At 42.5% G+C, this 15578-nt stretch carries 23 protein-coding genes and 2 pseudogenes; 9 read left to right on the top strand and 16 right to left on the bottom strand.

The features are described 5' to 3' along the window. Positions 1-117: 117 nt before the first annotated feature. The 4 genes from bshB2 to rarD all read right to left on the bottom strand — a co-directional run bounded on the left by bshB2 (position 118) and on the right by rarD (position 2399). Positions 118-783 (bottom strand): bacillithiol biosynthesis deacetylase BshB2, encoded by a 666-nt coding sequence (bshB2, locus tag V6D41_RS20720; protein WP_087990421.1) that lies wholly within the window; start codon positions 781-783, stop codon positions 118-120. Positions 784-801: 18 nt separating this feature from the next. Beyond that, complete coding sequence (locus V6D41_RS20725) at positions 802-1152, bottom strand: YojF family protein (protein ID WP_148961582.1); 351 nt, start codon at positions 1150-1152, stop codon at positions 802-804. Next, a complete protein-coding gene (locus V6D41_RS20730; RefSeq protein WP_148961581.1) occupies positions 1149-1427 on the bottom strand; it encodes a hypothetical protein in 279 nt (92 codons plus the stop codon). Before V6D41_RS20730 ends, V6D41_RS20725 begins: the two co-directional genes overlap by 4 nt. A 75-nt stretch (positions 1428-1502) precedes the next feature. After that, on the bottom strand, positions 1503-2399 hold the full coding sequence (gene rarD / locus V6D41_RS20735) for an EamA family transporter RarD (RefSeq protein ID WP_148961580.1): 897 nt from the start codon (positions 2397-2399) through the stop codon (positions 1503-1505). A gap of 98 nt (positions 2400-2497) precedes the next feature. On the opposite strand from rarD, the gene V6D41_RS20740 reads away from it, so the two are divergent. Continuing rightward, positions 2498-2959: an Hsp20/alpha crystallin family protein gene (locus V6D41_RS20740; RefSeq protein WP_333519489.1), complete on the top strand. Its 462-nt coding sequence runs from the start codon at positions 2498-2500 to the stop codon at positions 2957-2959. Positions 2960-2991: 32 nt separating this feature from the next. Here the strand turns inward: V6D41_RS20740 and V6D41_RS20745 are convergent, their stop codons facing one another. Together V6D41_RS20745 and V6D41_RS20750 are read right to left on the bottom strand one after the other, a co-directional pair. Then, on the bottom strand, positions 2992-3225 hold the full coding sequence (locus V6D41_RS20745; protein ID WP_148961578.1) for a hypothetical protein: 234 nt from the start codon (positions 3223-3225) through the stop codon (positions 2992-2994). Between the two features lie 86 nt (positions 3226-3311). After that, a pseudogene (locus tag V6D41_RS20750) lies at positions 3312-3522 on the bottom strand (GntT/GntP/DsdX family permease); the annotation flags it as partial. 440 nt (positions 3523-3962) lie between these two features. On the opposite strand from V6D41_RS20750, the gene V6D41_RS20755 reads away from it, so the two are divergent. Further along, the gene (locus tag V6D41_RS20755) at positions 3963-4352 is read left to right on the top strand and encodes a tautomerase family protein (protein ID WP_333519490.1); all 390 of its coding nucleotides are present in this window, start codon (positions 3963-3965) and stop codon (positions 4350-4352) included. 502 nt (positions 4353-4854) lie between these two features. Here the strand turns inward: V6D41_RS20755 and yodB are convergent. Continuing rightward, positions 4855-5193 carry a transcriptional regulator YodB gene (gene yodB / locus V6D41_RS20760; RefSeq protein WP_003220087.1) on the bottom strand — a complete coding sequence of 113 codons (339 nt, stop codon included), beginning with the start codon at positions 5191-5193 and terminating at the stop codon, positions 4855-4857. Positions 5194-5322: 129 nt separating this feature from the next. On the opposite strand from yodB, the gene V6D41_RS20765 reads away from it, so the two are divergent. Next, entirely contained in the window at positions 5323-5931 is a 609-nt protein-coding gene (locus tag V6D41_RS20765) for a nitroreductase family protein (RefSeq protein WP_148961576.1), read from the top strand. A 42-nt stretch (positions 5932-5973) separates the two neighbouring features. Here V6D41_RS20765 and V6D41_RS20770 read toward each other — a convergent pair whose 3' ends face one another. Further along, positions 5974-6576 carry an alpha/beta hydrolase gene (locus V6D41_RS20770; protein WP_148961575.1) on the bottom strand — a complete coding sequence of 201 codons (603 nt, stop codon included), beginning with the start codon at positions 6574-6576 and terminating at the stop codon, positions 5974-5976. Between the two features lie 15 nt (positions 6577-6591). Beyond that, positions 6592-6786 (bottom strand): annotated as a pseudogene (locus tag V6D41_RS20775) (ring-cleaving dioxygenase); the annotation flags it as partial. Between the two features lie 221 nt (positions 6787-7007). On the opposite strand from V6D41_RS20775, the gene V6D41_RS20780 reads away from it, so the two are divergent. After that, a complete protein-coding gene (locus V6D41_RS20780; protein ID WP_087990430.1) occupies positions 7008-7208 on the top strand; it encodes a DUF3311 domain-containing protein in 201 nt (66 codons plus the stop codon). Next, positions 7208-8698, top strand: coding sequence for a sodium:solute symporter family protein (locus V6D41_RS20785; RefSeq protein WP_333519491.1), 1491 nt, complete (start codon positions 7208-7210; stop codon positions 8696-8698). The genes V6D41_RS20780 and V6D41_RS20785 overlap by 1 nt, the downstream gene beginning before the upstream one ends. A 35-nt stretch (positions 8699-8733) precedes the next feature. On the opposite strand, the gene ctpA is transcribed toward V6D41_RS20785, so the two are convergent. Beyond that, positions 8734-10134 (bottom strand): carboxy-terminal processing protease CtpA, encoded by a 1401-nt coding sequence (gene ctpA / locus V6D41_RS20790; protein ID WP_148961573.1) that lies wholly within the window; start codon positions 10132-10134, stop codon positions 8734-8736. Positions 10135-10286: 152 nt separating this feature from the next. Here ctpA and V6D41_RS20795 point away from each other — a divergent pair, with 152 nt between their 5' ends. Together V6D41_RS20795 and V6D41_RS20800 are read left to right on the top strand one after the other, a co-directional pair. After that, a complete protein-coding gene (locus V6D41_RS20795; RefSeq protein ID WP_333519492.1) occupies positions 10287-10988 on the top strand; it encodes a class I SAM-dependent methyltransferase in 702 nt (233 codons plus the stop codon). 87 nt (positions 10989-11075) lie between these two features. Further along, the gene (locus V6D41_RS20800; RefSeq protein ID WP_333519493.1) at positions 11076-11330 is read left to right on the top strand and encodes a hypothetical protein; all 255 of its coding nucleotides are present in this window, start codon (positions 11076-11078) and stop codon (positions 11328-11330) included. Between the two features lie 82 nt (positions 11331-11412). Here the strand turns inward: V6D41_RS20800 and V6D41_RS20805 are convergent, their stop codons facing one another. Then, complete coding sequence (locus V6D41_RS20805; RefSeq protein ID WP_333519494.1) at positions 11413-12234, bottom strand: M15 family metallopeptidase; 822 nt, start codon at positions 12232-12234, stop codon at positions 11413-11415. A gap of 81 nt (positions 12235-12315) precedes the next feature. Next, a complete protein-coding gene (gene deoD, locus V6D41_RS20810; protein ID WP_148961570.1) occupies positions 12316-13017 on the bottom strand; it encodes a purine-nucleoside phosphorylase in 702 nt (233 codons plus the stop codon). Between the two features lie 200 nt (positions 13018-13217). Between deoD and V6D41_RS20815 the strand changes: the two genes are divergently transcribed. Next, positions 13218-13343: a hypothetical protein gene (locus tag V6D41_RS20815; RefSeq protein WP_003241588.1), complete on the top strand. Its 126-nt coding sequence runs from the start codon at positions 13218-13220 to the stop codon at positions 13341-13343. A gap of 38 nt (positions 13344-13381) precedes the next feature. Here the strand turns inward: V6D41_RS20815 and yodL are convergent, their stop codons facing one another. From yodL to V6D41_RS20830, 3 genes are all read right to left on the bottom strand, one after another. Then, complete coding sequence (yodL, locus tag V6D41_RS20820) at positions 13382-13696, bottom strand: shape determination protein YodL (protein ID WP_087990437.1); 315 nt, start codon at positions 13694-13696, stop codon at positions 13382-13384. Positions 13697-13756: 60 nt separating this feature from the next. Further along, positions 13757-14368 carry a phosphatase PAP2 family protein gene (locus V6D41_RS20825; RefSeq protein ID WP_333519495.1) on the bottom strand — a complete coding sequence of 204 codons (612 nt, stop codon included), beginning with the start codon at positions 14366-14368 and terminating at the stop codon, positions 13757-13759. A gap of 79 nt (positions 14369-14447) precedes the next feature. Beyond that, on the bottom strand, positions 14448-14624 hold the full coding sequence (locus V6D41_RS20830) for a YozD family protein (protein ID WP_003241581.1): 177 nt from the start codon (positions 14622-14624) through the stop codon (positions 14448-14450). Between the two features lie 120 nt (positions 14625-14744). Between V6D41_RS20830 and V6D41_RS20835 the strand changes: the two genes are divergently transcribed. Continuing rightward, positions 14745-14888: a hypothetical protein gene (locus tag V6D41_RS20835; RefSeq protein WP_148961568.1), complete on the top strand. Its 144-nt coding sequence runs from the start codon at positions 14745-14747 to the stop codon at positions 14886-14888. On the opposite strand, the gene V6D41_RS20840 is transcribed toward V6D41_RS20835, so the two are convergent. Continuing rightward, positions 14885-15565, bottom strand: coding sequence for a hypothetical protein (locus V6D41_RS20840; protein ID WP_333519496.1), 681 nt, complete (start codon positions 15563-15565; stop codon positions 14885-14887). The genes V6D41_RS20835 and V6D41_RS20840 overlap by 4 nt on opposite strands. Positions 15566-15578: the final 13 nt, after the last annotated feature.

Raw genomic sequence — 15578 nt, forward strand, 5'->3', positions numbered from 1 at the left:
GCTTTTGAAATCAGCTGAATATCTAAAGAAACATTACAAAACAAAAAAGCTTGTAGAAAAAACATCGTTTTCTCTACAAGCTGAAGGTATAAGGCTTAAGGCCTTATACCTTTTTGATTAATCATTCCATTGATACGTCCAATATACTTCTTCTTCAAACCATGTTGCCATAACAGGTTCATTGTTTTTTAATTTTTCTTCAAGCTCTCTAAGCATGCCTTCTGTTTGAGTTCGGTGAGCTCGTAATGCATTCAATTTAATATCAGCTACTTCTTTGATATCAAGTACGACATCAGCTTCGCCGAGTACCTCTTCTCTGTTGCGAGTAATCGCCATGCAGAGTGTGCGCGGACGGTCTTCTTTCTTTTTGCGGTACAATGCACGAATGACCGCTTCCCCGCATGCATCATGGTCAGGGTGCACACCGTGTTCAGGATAAAAAGTGACAATTAAACTTGGTTTTACATCATCTATGATCCCTTCCATGATATCAGCTAAATACTCATCGTCCTCAAATTCGAGCGTTTTGTCACGGAGCCCAAGCATCCGAAGGTCATTGATATCCATTTCTTTGCAAGCGTTAATGAGCTCTTGTTTTCTTAGCAGCGGCAACGTCTCCCGATTCGCGAAAAATGGATCGCCCATATTTCTGCCCATTTCACCTAAAGTGGCGCACGCGTACGTAACGGGAATGTCTTTTTTTCTGTTTAAGGCAATTAGGCCTGCCACTCCGTATGATTCGTCATCAGGGTGAGGCAGGATTACAAGTACGTGTTCTTTCATTATTTTTCACCCTTTTCTTTAAACTGTGAACGGTTTTTCACTGATTTGCAGAGAAATAGCCAGTTTACCGCCCGGCAGGTGTCCCGCCATTAATAAGCGGTTTTCTTCATCCACAGTGTATTCAGTCAAGCCTTCAGCATAAATCCAGCCTTCTTCTGTTTTTAAGCCAATACGGTAAGGTCCGCTGCCTTTGATTTTTGCCTGATGATAGGTGACTTTTGCATTGCGGATGTATGCAACAACCGTCATGTTTTTTTCATTTAAGTGCGCTGAATAAGAACCGGTTGTGGTTTCTAAATGGATATATACAGGGCGGTCCGCATATCGTTCTAAAGATGCTTGCACATCTTCTTTTATGATTGCTTTCATGATTGCTCCCCTCTTTCTTCTTTTAAATGCTCTGCACGTTCTGTATGTAATTTGATCAGCTGATATTTCACAGCCGGTTCGAGCTGTGAATTCACAATGCGCTGGATCGCAGCATAAAATTTTTCGAGCATCGGTTTCCGGAGTCTCGGATGTGTTCGTTTATCCAAGAGCTCTAGGTCAATCGCCTCTGCTACAGCTTCTGGGTCATCACTTGCGAGAGATCGATTGTTCCAAAGTGAAGCGTAGGCTTTCACTATCTCTTTATCATTGTCCATCGTCTCGCTCCTTTATGTCTTACATACATGAAATGATTATACATAATATATGCTTCAGGTGAAAAGCCAAAGGCCTCAATGGCTTTTTGATGCCCGTTTCCAATTTATTTGTGAAAACGTAAACAAGAGCAAAGCAGCCCATATACAGCTGAATGTAAAAGCCTTCGAAATTGAAAATGGCTCATGATAAACAAACAGCCCGATCAGCAAGGTAATGGTCGGTGCAATATATTGTAAGATGCCGACTTGGTACAGCGGCAGCCGTTTCGCTCCTTCCGCAAACAATAATAGCGGTAAAGCCGTCAACACACCGGCAAAAAAGAGAAGCATCCAACTCCCGCCGCTTCCCGCACCTGCGGGATGGATATGGCCGCTCAGCAGCAAATACCCCAAAGCAATCGGCATAATCATGAATGTTTCTAGCGTTAAACCAATAGCGCTTGACAGGCTTGTTCTTTTTTTGCTGAACCCGTACAGCCCGAAGCTGAATGCGAGCAGAAGCGCAACATAAGGAATGGAGCCGTATTGGAATGCTGAGATGATAACCCCGGCCGCAGCAATCGAAACCGCCATCAGTTGCAGGCGATTCAGCTTTTCCTTTAAAAATAAAATACCGAGGAGCACGGATACAAGCGGATTAATGTAATAGCCAAGACTAGCCTCAAGCAAAAAGCCATGGTTGACGGCCCATATGTATACAAACCAGTTAATCGAAATCAGGATGGAAGCGAGAAATAAAGAAAGGATGCCGCCCTTGTTTTTCAAAGTGCGCAGCTCCTGCCACCCCGTTTTCCATTGACGCAGGAAAAAAAGCACGATACACATAAAAACAAAAGACCATATGATACGGTGAGCCAAAATATCAAGTGCCGGCAGCTGTTCGAGAAGCTTCCAATAAAGCGGAAACAGCCCCCACATGATAAAGGAAACGGCTGTGAAGAGAACACCTTTTTTAGTTTCTGAATATTGCATTGATATCCCTGCCTTTCTTTAGAGCATCTTAGATTATATCACGTGAAAGATCGGGCGGGCATATACTATTTTGTCCGTGAAGAAAGGGTGTGACAACGATGTTTGAGTGGAACAAGTACTTTCCTTTCCACAATCAATTTTCCAAGGAAGCATTAAAAAAAGCAGATCCAAAAGAAGTTGAAACGTATGTAAATCGTGTAATGGAAAGTGTGTTCGGCAGTGATTATGCGGCTCAATTTCCTTTCCGCGATCCTCTCCCCAAAAAAGACCAGCCCGCCAAATCTGACCCTAAACCTGATATCGATCTATTTGAAACAACAGACCATGTGTTTGTAAAGGTGCCAATCAGTGAAAGCCAGCTGGAACAGTTGAAAATTAAACACACTTCTCACGCATTAATGATAGAAAATTTCCCGAATTTGGACCATCCCAAAAAGATAAACCTGCCTTGTTTAGTCAAACGCAAAGGAACAAAAGCCGTCTATAAGGACGGCCTTCTGGAAGTGATGTTTCAGAAGCAGCATGACTACAATATGTCCGAGGTAGAAATCATTCGATAAAAAACGGCCTGCACCGATGCAGGCCGTTTTTGTTAATAGAAACCGGGGTATCCGCCGTATGGCACGCCGGCACCAAAACCGTACGGTGCGCCTCCGTAACCGTAAGGGCCAGACGGATAAGCATAGGGACGAGGATAGTTAAACAGAGCACTCCCGAGAAAGCCGCCTAATAAACCGCCGACTAAAGGAGCGCCAAACAAGAAAGGACTTCGCGCCGGGTATCCGGCTGGACCTGGATTCCCGCGATAATAGGAATGAGGGTACATGATTTTTCCTCCTTTATGTCTGCCTATATGTAAGATATTCAACAAAGAAGAAAAACGATTGGGCTAAGACCTGAATCTAGGTATTGTTACATCACAAGCTCTGCCAATAACACACAGCCAAGCCCAGTTACTGAGAGAACTGTTGTAAGCAGCGGTCAAGTTTGAAATTTCTTTCATGCTCAAACCGAAAAATCCCTTTACCATCCAAAATCCAGCATCATTTACATGACATGCGATGACATCCGCTCCTGTTTGCAGTGCCATTAATGCCGGGTTTACACTGCCCGCCCCCATAAGCTGCCATTCCCGCTTCAATTGAAAGAACGATTTTATTGATATCCATCCCAAGTCCGATGGCTACTAAAAATAAAACTACAATAAGTGAGACAAACGGATTTCATTTTACTTTAATAATTAATGAGAAATAACAGAATCAGCATTCCGTACAGAAAGCGCTTTCTCTGATAACTAAAAAAAATGTTTTGGCGATATGATTATTATCTTTTGGTTAAATGACATATTCAAACTAATCTCCTAATCTATGTTGTGTCAATTATACTATGAGTTTCCCTCGATCCCCTTTCACCTATCCAAATGATTTTTAGTTATATGTTGATTAACTTTTGGTTATATGTTATGTTTTTTTCAAGTTAGCCCAGTCTTTATATCTATTCATTGTCTGGAAACAAACAATGTGAAAACAGACAGACACAACTTCACAAGAGGAGGAAATTCACATGCCATTATTACGTTTTGATTTAATTGAAGGCCGTGATGAAAAAGCATTGCAATTGTTATTAGATACTGCTCACCAAGCGATGGTCGAAGCGTTCGGTGTTCCGGAAAGAGACCGTTATCAAATTGTCCATCAGCATCCGGCAAACGAGCTTATCATCCAGGACACAGGATTAGGATTTCAAAGAAGCAAGGATCTGGTCATTATCAGTATGACAAGCAAAACAAGAACAGAAAGCCAAAAGGAAAAATTGTATGCCCTGCTGGCTGAAAAGCTAGAAGCAGAATGCGGCATTTCCCCAGAAGATTTAATGGTTTCAATTACCGAAAATGGTGACGCCGACTGGAGTTTCGGTCTTGGTGAGGCGCAATTTTTGAATGGAAAACTATAAGATAATGAAAATGGCATAAAGTTTGCATGTAACAACCGGCTGCTCCATAGCAAAAAAGAGAGAGTTTCATCAGATACTCTCTCTTTTCTTCACTCATTTCTTTTTTATAAAAGCGGAAACCACCAAGACGAGGTATAGCGGAGTAATCCAAATGTGGTGGATGGAGTCTGGATTCCCTTTTTTTAAATCCAGTTTCGATGCCAATGTAATTCCAATGGAAGCTGGCTGGGTTTTGAGCGTAAATATAAACTTCAGGCAGATAGAGTTCCGCTTACTGATGTGCAAAACGAGATAAAATATCATCCCCATTAATCATAGGTTTGCTGCTAATAACTTTGTCACGCAATGATCATTTCCTATCTTTGTATATCATCTTCATATTAACCTTTTGCAAATCTGTAAAAGCTATTCTAACGAATATAAAAAGTCATGTAAACGGCATGAACCGCCCCTCATATGACTTTTTCATTGAACATAGGGTCTTTCCCGGACGCCTCTTTCCTTATTTCTCTTCTTCGCACACTGTTTCGCCGGGCTCGCAAAATTGATCGGCCCACGCCTGCATCTCTTGGAATACAGCTTGAAGCGCTGTTCCTTTTTCAGTCAGCGTATAAATGACTTTGACTGGCGTTTCAGGAAGAACCTGACGTTCGACGATCTCGTTTTGTTCAAGCTCCTTAAGGCGCTCCGCCAGCATTTTTTGGCTGATCATCGGTATTGTTTCCGTTATCTCTTTAAAGCGTTTCGGCCCATCCATTAGCACATGGATGATCAGACCGTTCCATCTTTTTCCCAGCAATGAGAAAGCAGATTCCATTTTAGGGCACATAGTATTTCCCACAAGTCCTCATCCCTTCATCTATTGTTTGACATGTATTCGATGATCCATTACAATAATCTTTCAAGTTACATTTAGTAAGTTTCTAACTTTTCTATTATCATACCACGTTTATCCGAAGGAGGAAACACTATGACGAATACTCTGGATGTTTTAAAAGCACGTGCATCCGTAAAGGAATATGATACAAATGCCCCTATCTCTAAAGAGGAGCTGACTGAGCTATTGGACCTTGCCATTAAAGCCCCTTCAGCTTGGAACCTACAGCATTGGCATTTCACAGTATTCCACAGCGATGAATCAAAAGCGGCGCTTCTTCCTGTAGCCTATAATCAAAAACAAATCGTTGAGTCTTCTGCTGTTGTTGCCATTTTAGGCGATTTAAAGGCAAATGAAAACGGTGAAGAAGTATACGCTGAATTGGCAAATCAAGGCTATATTTCAGATGAAATCAAACAAACATTGCTCGGCCAAATTAACGGTGCCTACCAAAGCGAGCAATTCGCTCGTGATTCCGCTTTCTTAAATGCTTCTTTAGCCGCTATGCAGCTTATGATTGCCGCAAAAGCAAAAGGTTATGATACTTGCGCAATCGGCGGATTTAACAAAGAGCAGTTCCAAAAGCAATTTGATATCAGTGAGCGCTTTGTTCCGGTTATGCTTATTTCAATCGGCAAAGCAGTAAAACCTGCCCATCAAAGCAACCGCTTGCCGCTTTCAAAAGTATCAACTTGGCTGTAAGGATATGAAAAACCTTAGTCCGAATGACGGACTAAGGTTTTTTTATACAATCGCATCTTTGTACCATTCTCGAGCCTGTTCAGCTTCATGCTGCGTCAGCTGATGACCCCCACCCTGCCAGAAAACGGAGGCTGATGCCCCGCTGTCACGTAAATAGCGGTGAAGCTCTTCTGATTCTTCCTTCGTGCAGAGAGGGTCGTATTTCCCGGCACCGATAAAAACAGGGAGTCCCGTCATATCAGGCAGCTTGATACCGCGAATCGGAACCATCGGATGATGGAGAATGGCCCCTTTTAAGACATCTTTATAATGGAAAAGCAGGCTTGCCGCAATATTTGCGCCGTTTGAATAACCGACCGCAATCACTCGGCCGCGATCAAATTGATGCGTTTCTGCAGCCTCGTCGATAAAATCTTTCAATTCTCTTGTCCGCTCCACGAGGTCCTTTTCATCAAAGACACCTTCACTCAGACGTTTGAAAAATCGCGGCATTCCATTTTCAAGCACAGATCCTCTGACACCAAGCAAATGGGCATGAGGGTCTATAAACCGTCCCAATGAAAGCAGATCGTGCTCATTTCCGCCGGTGCCATGCAGCAGCAGCAGTACGTTGTCAGATGTCCCTTTTTCATAAATATGCTTCATAATAAATTCCCCCTTTTAAAGTTCAGGCAACATGTCTGTTATCTGTTGTCTATGTTTCTCCAGCCATTCAGGCAGTTTTAATGAGGTCCCCAGCTCCGCAAACGTTTCATCTGTCATAAAATCCGGTTCATCTGTGGCGATTTCAAATAAGATACCGCCTTTCTCCCTGAAATAAACGGATGTAAAGTATTCTCTGTCAAGGATTTCTGGCGAATGCTGTGACGTGATGCAATCCTTCTGTTTTCATTTTCCTACTCCTATTTATCTCGATTTCGAGATATTTATTATTTTAAACCTTTATTAAGCAGGATGCAAACGATGGGTTTTTGATTAAATAATTGAAAAAATCATTTTTTTCTAATAATTTTCTTGTGATCTTTTCTTACAACTGCTATTATAGTGAGAATTATCATGTTTCAGGAGGAAAGTAAATGGTTAAAAAAGCACTTATTGTTATTCTCATTCTTTTGCCATTCGTTCAGCTTGCGCTATTGCCGCTTGTGAATCGAATTGAACCGATTATGTTCGGCCTTCCGTTTTTCCACCTTTGGCTGCTATTGTGGATTATCATTACGCCGTTATGCTCGTTTGGCATTTACCAGATGCAAAAAAAAGATGGAGGGCTTGAATAATGCAAGGGAATCTCACTGCACTTCTCATTACATCTGTTATCGTTTTAACCGTTGTCTGTATCGGATTTCTCGCCGGAAGAGACAAATCCTCACGCGCCTCGGTGGAAGAATGGTCTGTCGGAGGCAGACGCTTCGGCGGCCTTCTCGTCTGGTTTTTAGTAGGCGCCGACCTTTATACGGCATATACTTTCTTAGGGTTAACCAGTACGGCATTTACGGGCGGAAGTGTTGCGTTTTTCGCCATTCCTTATTCTGTTTTGGCCTACTTTATCGCCTACTTCTTCCTGCCGAAACTTTGGAAAGTTGCGAAAACTCATAAATTAACAACACTGGCGGATTACGCCCGGGAACGGTTTGACAGTAAGCTTTTGGCAAGCCTTGTTGCCATTGTCGGTGTGCTCATGCTTATTCCGTACATATGCCTTCAGCTGAGCGGCATTCAAGATACGCTTCAGGTTGCCGGCACCGGATTTATTAACGTAAAATTCGTTGTGATCATCTCATTTATTCTTGTTGCTCTTTACACATTCTTCAGCGGGATTAAAGGGCCTACATTTACAGCCATCATTAAAGACATTCTAGTGTGGGTCATTATGCTGTTTATGGTAGTGTCTCTCCCTCTCATTCATTTCAACGGCTGGACGCCAATGATTGACACGTTAGTGAAGGAAGCGCCGCAAATGCTGACGATACCGGCAGAAGGGCCAAAAGGCATTCCTTGGTTTATCACAGCATCTATCGTTTCCGCCCTGGCACTTTTTATGTGGGCACATGCAGCAACAGGTGTTTTTACAGCGAAAAGCGCCGATGCAGTAAGAAAAAACAGCATGTTTTTGCCGCTTTATAATATTGTGTTAATTTTGGTCATTTTTCTTGGCTTTATCGCCTTCCTTGTCTTGCCGGAAGATACAAATCCAAGACTGGCGCTTCTGCATTTGATTCAAACATCTTACGGCGGGGTGGCACAAGGTTTTGCATATGCCACTATCGCTCTTGCTTCATTGATTCCTTGTTCCATCATGGCAATCGGGGCATCAAATTTATTTGCCAATAACCTATATCGGGATTTGATTCATCCGAATGTGTCCCAAAGCAAGCTGACCCTTGTCACACGTTCAATGGTGTTTGTTGTTATCGGCCTTGCGCTTCTGTTTGGAATGCTGTTCCCGACTGCTCTAGTGACACTCCAGCTGTTAGGCGTATCCGGCATGGTGCAAATCTTCCCGGCGATTGCTGTCAGTCTATTCTGGAAACAACAAACGAAAGAAGCGACGGTTATCGGATTATTAGTCGGCCTTGCGGTAACGTTTATTGTGTATACCACTCAATCCGCACATGGCATTTATGAAGGATTCTGGGGATTAGCAGCCAATATCATCGCTGTGGTGATTCTCAATCCGCTGTTCGCCAAAAAGGCAGGGTCCAATCCTGTTATTGAGGGGTTATTTGGTAAAAAACAAGCGCCTAATCCAAATCAGAGGGGCGCATAAAAAACCCCCTGCGCGGCTGCCGCGCAGGGGGTTTTTTACATTTCTTTTTTCAGAGTTTCAATTGCTTTCTCCATTTGCGTATCATTATTTGACAGCTTCTTTTGAAGTTCTGTCATTAATTTCGTTGTTGTATCGCCAGTCAATACGCCTGTTTCTTTTAGCTTCTCTTTTTGCTGGAACTGTTTGACGACAGATACAAAATCCTGATCATACGTACTGTTAACCTTTACCTTGTAGCCAAGTGCTTTGAACATTTGCTGAGCCACTTTGACGTTTGTGCCTGAATCACCGGATTTATACGTTTTATCCGCGTCCAAATACGGGAGCTTCGCGTAATCAGGCAGCTCTGCTTTCACCTGAGGCTTGATCCCCTTTTTGTGAATCCATTCACCGTCAGCAGTTAGCCATTTGGCGACTGTCAGTTTGACGGTAGAGCCATCATCATATTCTTTTGCTGTCTGTACCGTGCCTTTGCCAAAGGTTGTTTCCCCGATTAACGGTATGCCTGACGATTCATGAAGGGCAGCGGCCATAATTTCCGCGGCGCTGGCTGTGCCGTCATTTATTAAAACGACGGTAGGCTTGGTCACTGTTCGTTCTTTTTCTGCCTTCATGACTTCTTTAGAACCGTTTTTATATTGAACCTGCATGATGTTTTTTCCTTTATCAATGAACAGGTTGCTCATTGTAATCGCCTGCTCCATTAAACCGCCCGGGTTGCCCCTCAAGTCTAAAATAAAGCCTTTGGCGCCTTTTTTCTCTAAACTATCAATGGCATTTGTCAGCTCTTTAGCAGTTGTTTCAGAGAAAGAAGTAATTTGGATTTCGCCGATTTTGTTGTCTTTCATCTCGGAATAGACGGTCTCTACAGGAATGGTATCGCGCTTAATGGAAAGATCGATATGTCCGACTCCCGCTCTATTCAGCTCAAGCTTCACTTTTGTGCCCTTTTTTCCGCGGATTAAAGCGACGGCTTCATTTACATTCATGCCTTTGACGCTTTTTCCGTTCACCTTAAGGATTTGGTCCTTCGGTTTGATTCCGGCTTTTTCAGCAGGTGAACCTTTAATTGGCGACACAATAAGGATTTCACCGTCTTTCTCCTCTACTTGTGCACCGATCCCTTCAAAGGATGCAGAAATTGTTTCGTCGAATGATTTTGCTTCCTCTTGATCCATATATGTGGAATACGGATCATCCAGAGATTCAATCATTCCTTTAATTGCTCCGTCTACTAATTTTTCATCATCTGTCTTTTGGTAGTAATCACTTTTGATTTGCTCATACGCTTTATTTAACTTGTCGAACTGGCTGTCTCCCGCGCTAATTGATTTCTGGCCCAGGATACTGGAATTGCCCGTAATAAATAAAGTAAGCGCCGAAGCGACAACCGCAGTGATCAGCACAATAAAAAACAGTTTAAATTGCCGTTTCAATTAAACACCACCTTTTTCTTCTTACATTATTATCATGGACGAATTCTTATTCGTCAACTCGGAGCAAAAATGAAAGAGAAACGCCCTTCTTTCGCTTTTCATAAACCTATGTCTTTATACGACATATGATAAAGAAAAAGGAGGATTCGAGATTGAGCCGATATTTAGAAATGCTGTCCTTATTCGGTGTCGCAGGAGCTCATCCGGGCGGGCTGGCTTTTTCAAAAGCGGTCTTGCAAAAAGCTGCGCCCTCCCCCGATCAGCCGATTCTTGATGCCGGATGCGGAACAGGACAAACAGCGGCTTATTTAGGACATTTGCTGTATCCTGTAACAGTTGTTGATAAAGACCCTATCATGCTTGAGAAAGCGAAAAAAAGATTTGCAAATGAAGGGCTTGCCATCCCTTCATATCAGGCGGAGCTGGAACACCTCCCGTTTTCTTCCGAGTCCTTTTCATGCGTTTTGTCAGAGTCAGTCCTCAGTTTTTCCCATCTGTCATCCTCTCTTCAGGAGATTTCAAGAGTATTGAAGCCCGGCGGGATGCTGATTGGTATTGAAGCAGCTTTAAAAAAACCGATGCCGCCTGCAGAGAAAAAGCGAATGATGGATTTCTATGGTTTTACTGATTTACATGAAGAAGCCGAGTGGCATAAACTCCTAAGGAGTTATGGCTTTCAAAAAACGGAAGCGATGTCACTTCTTCCGGACGACATGGAATTTGAACCAACCACTGAAATGGATTTATCGCAAACGATTGCTCCTATCTATTACGATACGCTTCAAACACATTATGAACTTATGCAGATCTATAGTGAGTACATGGGTCATTGTATCTTTATCGCGTATAAGTAAAACGGCGTATCACCCCCTGTTTTCGTCCAACCTTTTTATCCTATCTATCATATGCTGATAGAAAGTCAGTATAGGAGGGAAACAATATTGGAGAGATATTACCATCTTTGCAGAAACCATCAAGGTAAAGACGTCAGAATTACAGAGAGAGGCGGGAGAGTTCACGTCGGCAGAATTACCCGTGTAACAAGAGACAGAGTTTATATAGCTCCTCATGTCGGCGCAGGGCCTAGAGGTTTCGGTTACGGCTATTGGGGCGGCTATTGGGGGTACGGAGCAGCTTACGGTATTTCCCTCGGTTTAATTACAGGAGTGGCTCTGGCTGGTTTATTCTTCTGGTAAGCATAGAATCATTGTCTGACCAAATGCTAGATTCACCAGACACAGTGAAGCCCGCTTACCAATTGTAAGCGGGCTTTCTCTTTTAGATTTTCTTCACTTTTTCAAAGTACTCTTCCAGCGTTAAATCATTGTCGTGGATGTCCTTTGCGGCCTTTTTGCCTACATAACGCAGGTGCCATGGCTCATATTCATATTTCGTGATATCTTCTTTATTTTTCGGATAGCGAATGATAAAACCATATTTATAAGCATTGTCTTGCACCCATTTTCCGTCGGCCGTGCTTCCGAACGCTTCATTTATCTGAAAGCCATTACTCCGGCTCGAGATGTCCATCGCCAGGCCTGTTTGGTGCTCGCTTTCACCCGGGTAAGCGACCGCTTCCCTTGCCTTCTTTTCCCCTTTTAGGTTTACTTCATTGTTAAAAATGACTTTCTGTCTATCATACGCACGGTATCCTGAGACAGCTGCCAATTCATAGCCTTCCTTTTTCGCAGCATCGAACATCGTTTTTAATGCGTCAGCCGCTTCCTTTCTGATGTAACGTTTTTGAATCTTTTCTTCAAAAGAAAACTTTACATCAGGTATAACAAGATCGCTAGGTTCATAGTTTTCGGGCAATGCGTATTCTTTATTGACCAAAGCGAGTATATTTTCTGGATTTTGAATGGTTTCCAGACCGTCTACTTTTTTAGTCTCATTGAAATATTTGCTTTCCAATAAAAACTCACTATCCTGAGTGTTTTCTTTTTTGCTGTCAGCTGTTTTTTGTTCGGTTTGCTTCGTTTCTTCTGTGGTTTTCGTATCCTTTTGAGCATCTCCGTTCGATATGCTGCAGCCGGCTCCGACGATTGCCGTTACACTCAGAGCGGCAGCCAGTGAGAACCATTTACCGGACTTTTTCATTTACATTACCTTCCTTTTATCAATCGTTTCCGCATTCATAAAGAAGAGGCTGCCGGCACCCAGCACGCCTCTTGATTTATTTTACTGTGATACGGAATGTAAAGCCACTTCTATCATATCATGAAATGTGGTTTGACGCTCTTCCGCTGTCGTTTCTTCTCCTGTTAATACGTGATCACTCACGGTGAGAATTGACAGCGCTTTTCTTCCGTGCTTCGCTGCTAATGTATACAATGCAGTCGTTTCCATCTCTACGCCCAGCACACCGTATTTTGCAAGCTTTTCGATTTGCGAATCGTCGTTGTAAAACTGGTCAGCTGTAAATACGCTTCCTACACTCACCGGCACGCCTTTATCCTTTGCGGCATCATAAGCGTTTTTTAAAAGTTCGAAATCGGCGCAAGGCGCATAATCAATGCTTCCGAAAGCGACTCTGTTCATTTGTGAATCAGTAGAGGAAGTCATAGCCAAAATGACGTCCCGCACTTTGACATCTTTACGGATAGCGCCGCAAGAACCTACTCTTATTAGATTTTGCACATCGTAGCTTTGCATTAATTCATTCACATAAATTGAAATAGACGGAACGCCCATTCCTGTTCCTTGCACGGAGATTTTTTTGCCTTTATATGTACCTGTAAATCCATACATGCCTCTCACTTCATTGTAGCATTCTACATTTTCAAGATACGTTTCAGCAATAAATTTTGCTCTGAGAGGATCTCCCGGCAAAAGCACTGTATCCGCAATCTGTCCTTTTTCAGCACCTATATGTACACTCATCTCATATCCTCCTAAATCTAAATTATCGTCCAGTCCGTTCATTTTACAACGAATGTCATGATGAGACAAACTTCAGCATTGATTATAAAGGAATATGGCACAAAAAGAAATGTTCCGAGGCCGTTTGGGCACTTCCTGAGAAAAACGGGATAATCGAGGTGTTTATTTGAAAACCTAACCGCAGGAAGGAGGGATGAGACATGGGTAAAAAACAGCGCAATCGGATCACCGGCCAAAAAAAGAACAATCACATACCTGCAAAAGATGTCATTGCAGCTGAAGAGGCGCACGAGAAAGAGTATTCCGCTGCCAAACGCAAGCCTTAAACTTAAGAAAACTGCGGAAATCCGCAGTTTTCTTTTTGTTATGTCGTTTGCACAATCAGACGATTGATTTTCCTCCATCCGGCGGGAAGCAGTTTGTAATATGTTTTCCCTTTTCTGCCTTCATCAATCAGAATCACGTCTCCTGTGGCCACAAATCTCGCGTCATAATCACTTGGAACGGTGTCAAATACATTAAACAAAGAGAATGCTCTTTTCAGCACGTCTTGATGATCGCTCCCGTTCAGTTCAGTTCGATAGACGGCTCTGTAGCCCTTTTTTTCGCCAAACCGGGGTGTTTGAAATATTGTCACGTCATAGGAACAAGACTTCTTTTTAAACACGGATAACATCATCAAGATCCCCTCCCTTTTATTTCTTTAACATATTGGCGTTTTTGCCCGGTTTTCCTTTCTCTATTTTTGTCGAAACCGCTTAATCTTTTCGTCAAAACCTTTTACTAGGAAATACAGAAGCAGGCCGAGACTAAAGCCTCCTAACACGTCGGAGACAAAATGAACCCCCAGATAGACTCTGCTTATGCCGACCAAAACAGTGATCACGCCGGCTATGGTATATACCATTTTTTTATGTTTGGACAAAAACGGGAGGTGCTTCACTAAAAAATAGGCAATGACAGGATAGACACAAGCAGCATTCATGGAGTGGCCGCTCGGAAAACTGAAGGATGATTCATGAACCAGCGGTGCAAAATCAGGCCTCACTCGTTCAATCCATTCTTTTAAGACTTTATTTAACAGCCGATCTGCACCGAATACCAAGAACATCAATAGGCCGTCCCATGTTTTTCTGTAAAAAAACAGGCCCGCCCCAATGATCAGGATAAGAGGGAGGAGAAAAGAAGAAGCACCAAGGTGCGTGATCCCTGTCATGACATCATTAAGCCATGGATGGCGGATCAAAATAGCCGCCCTGCTTATCGCTTCATCTGCAGATTGAACAGCATTTGTATGAATGGCCGCAGCTAAAAAAAGAAAAATAAGAAACAAGCTAACAGGCTTGTACAACATTTTAACCACCTCGATTTTCACAGAAGTCATAGAACACGAATAATAAAACCGGAGCAGAACACCCCGGTTTTAAGCCTCAATCATCTTCATCCAGCTCTTCATCTATCATACATTTTTCTATCAAATAATCAAAGGTAATATCAGCGATTTCAAACAGCTCATCCTCACTAGGTATGTAGCCCCGCCGCGCAAGCTCTCTGTAAAAAAATTCAGCGATTTCTTCCGTATCAATCACAAGATCTATTTCTTTCATCTCCGTACCGCCTCCTTTTTTATGTTTTATGAAAAAACAGGCTGAATTATACCCAGTGTTCTAAACAATTCTTTCAGTCATATACATTGAATAAAAAACAAGCCATGGGAGGCTGACACTATGATTGCTAAAATGATGGAAGCACTGGACGGAGACAGATTTGATATCTTAATGGAAAAAACGCTCAAAGGAATGACGCATGTGATGATTTGGGGCTGTCTGCCTTATTTTTTATATGTCTTAATCCGTATGTTCTTAAACTAACTGAAATGCTCTTTTAAACTTTCCAGAACAAACATCATCATATCTTTATATTCTTCATCTCGAAACATTTCGTACAGAATCTTGTAGTCATTATAAATATCCAGAAGCTCATCAACAATTGATACAGCAAGGATGTGAAGGGTATCTTGATCTTCATCATCGCCTTCAAACTGAAGAAGAGCAGACGATGCGATATCTTCGCCGATCTCATGGCCAGTTTCTCCGACATAGTGGACAAACAACATCTGGTGTACAAACTGGTCCATTTCATATTTTCTCAGCACCAGTGTGAGATCCTCTTCCTCCGTTTCAAGCCACTCTCCATCCTTTAAACGGGTCAGCTCATAAATGATATCTTCCCAGCCATCTTCTAAATATCTCCAAATTTCTGTTCTGTGACCGATAATGCGAAAGAGTTCTTTTCCATAATCTTCCACATAAACGACGTCCCCAATAAGGAATTCATACTCAATATCAAGCTTTTCCATGTCGACAATGACACCCTCATAATCTTTGTACAGCTGAATGGACGATTCAAAGTATAAGACTTCATTATGATTGACTTCATAAAGATAGTGTTTATCAATTTGGTGTACTTTAGTGACGGTGCCGACTGTTCCATACATAATGACGACTACGATATCCCCTACTTGGAATTTCGGTTTATTTTGCTTCATGGTGTCTCCCCCT

This window comes from Bacillus sp. 0102A (assembly GCF_036765155.1).
In the GTDB taxonomy this organism is placed as follows: Bacteria; Bacillota; Bacilli; order Bacillales; family Bacillaceae; genus Bacillus; species Bacillus subtilis_G.

Coding starts and splice junctions, on each gene's coding strand:
- V6D41_RS20835 (WP_148961568.1), top strand. CDS start 14,745: ATGATTGCTAAAATGATGGAAGCACTGGACGGAGACAGATTTGATATC.
- V6D41_RS20730 (WP_148961581.1), bottom strand. CDS start 1,427: ATGGACAATGATAAAGAGATAGTGAAAGCCTACGCTTCACTTTGGAAC.
- V6D41_RS20805 (WP_333519494.1), bottom strand. CDS start 12,234: ATGAAAAAGTCCGGTAAATGGTTCTCACTGGCTGCCGCTCTGAGTGTA.
- V6D41_RS20755 (WP_333519490.1), top strand. CDS start 3,963: ATGCCATTATTACGTTTTGATTTAATTGAAGGCCGTGATGAAAAAGCA.
- V6D41_RS20815 (WP_003241588.1), top strand. CDS start 13,218: ATGGGTAAAAAACAGCGCAATCGGATCACCGGCCAAAAAAAGAACAAT.
- V6D41_RS20840 (WP_333519496.1), bottom strand. CDS start 15,565: ATGAAGCAAAATAAACCGAAATTCCAAGTAGGGGATATCGTAGTCGTC.
- V6D41_RS20770 (WP_148961575.1), bottom strand. CDS start 6,576: ATGAAGCATATTTATGAAAAAGGGACATCTGACAACGTACTGCTGCTG.
- bshB2 (WP_087990421.1), bottom strand. CDS start 783: ATGAAAGAACACGTACTTGTAATCCTGCCTCACCCTGATGACGAATCA.
- V6D41_RS20745 (WP_148961578.1), bottom strand. CDS start 3,225: ATGTACCCTCATTCCTATTATCGCGGGAATCCAGGTCCAGCCGGATAC.
- V6D41_RS20785 (WP_333519491.1), top strand. CDS start 7,208: ATGCAAGGGAATCTCACTGCACTTCTCATTACATCTGTTATCGTTTTA.
- V6D41_RS20830 (WP_003241581.1), bottom strand. CDS start 14,624: ATGAAAGAAATAGATCTTGTGATTGATACGGAAGAAATCGCTGAATTT.
- yodL (WP_087990437.1), bottom strand. CDS start 13,696: ATGATGTTATCCGTGTTTAAAAAGAAGTCTTGTTCCTATGACGTGACA.
- V6D41_RS20725 (WP_148961582.1), bottom strand. CDS start 1,152: ATGAAAGCAATCATAAAAGAAGATGTGCAAGCATCTTTAGAACGATAT.
- deoD (WP_148961570.1), bottom strand. CDS start 13,017: ATGAGTGTACATATAGGTGCTGAAAAAGGACAGATTGCGGATACAGTG.
- V6D41_RS20765 (WP_148961576.1), top strand. CDS start 5,323: ATGACGAATACTCTGGATGTTTTAAAAGCACGTGCATCCGTAAAGGAA.
- V6D41_RS20780 (WP_087990430.1), top strand. CDS start 7,008: ATGGTTAAAAAAGCACTTATTGTTATTCTCATTCTTTTGCCATTCGTT.
- V6D41_RS20740 (WP_333519489.1), top strand. CDS start 2,498: ATGTTTGAGTGGAACAAGTACTTTCCTTTCCACAATCAATTTTCCAAG.
- rarD (WP_148961580.1), bottom strand. CDS start 2,399: ATGCAATATTCAGAAACTAAAAAAGGTGTTCTCTTCACAGCCGTTTCC.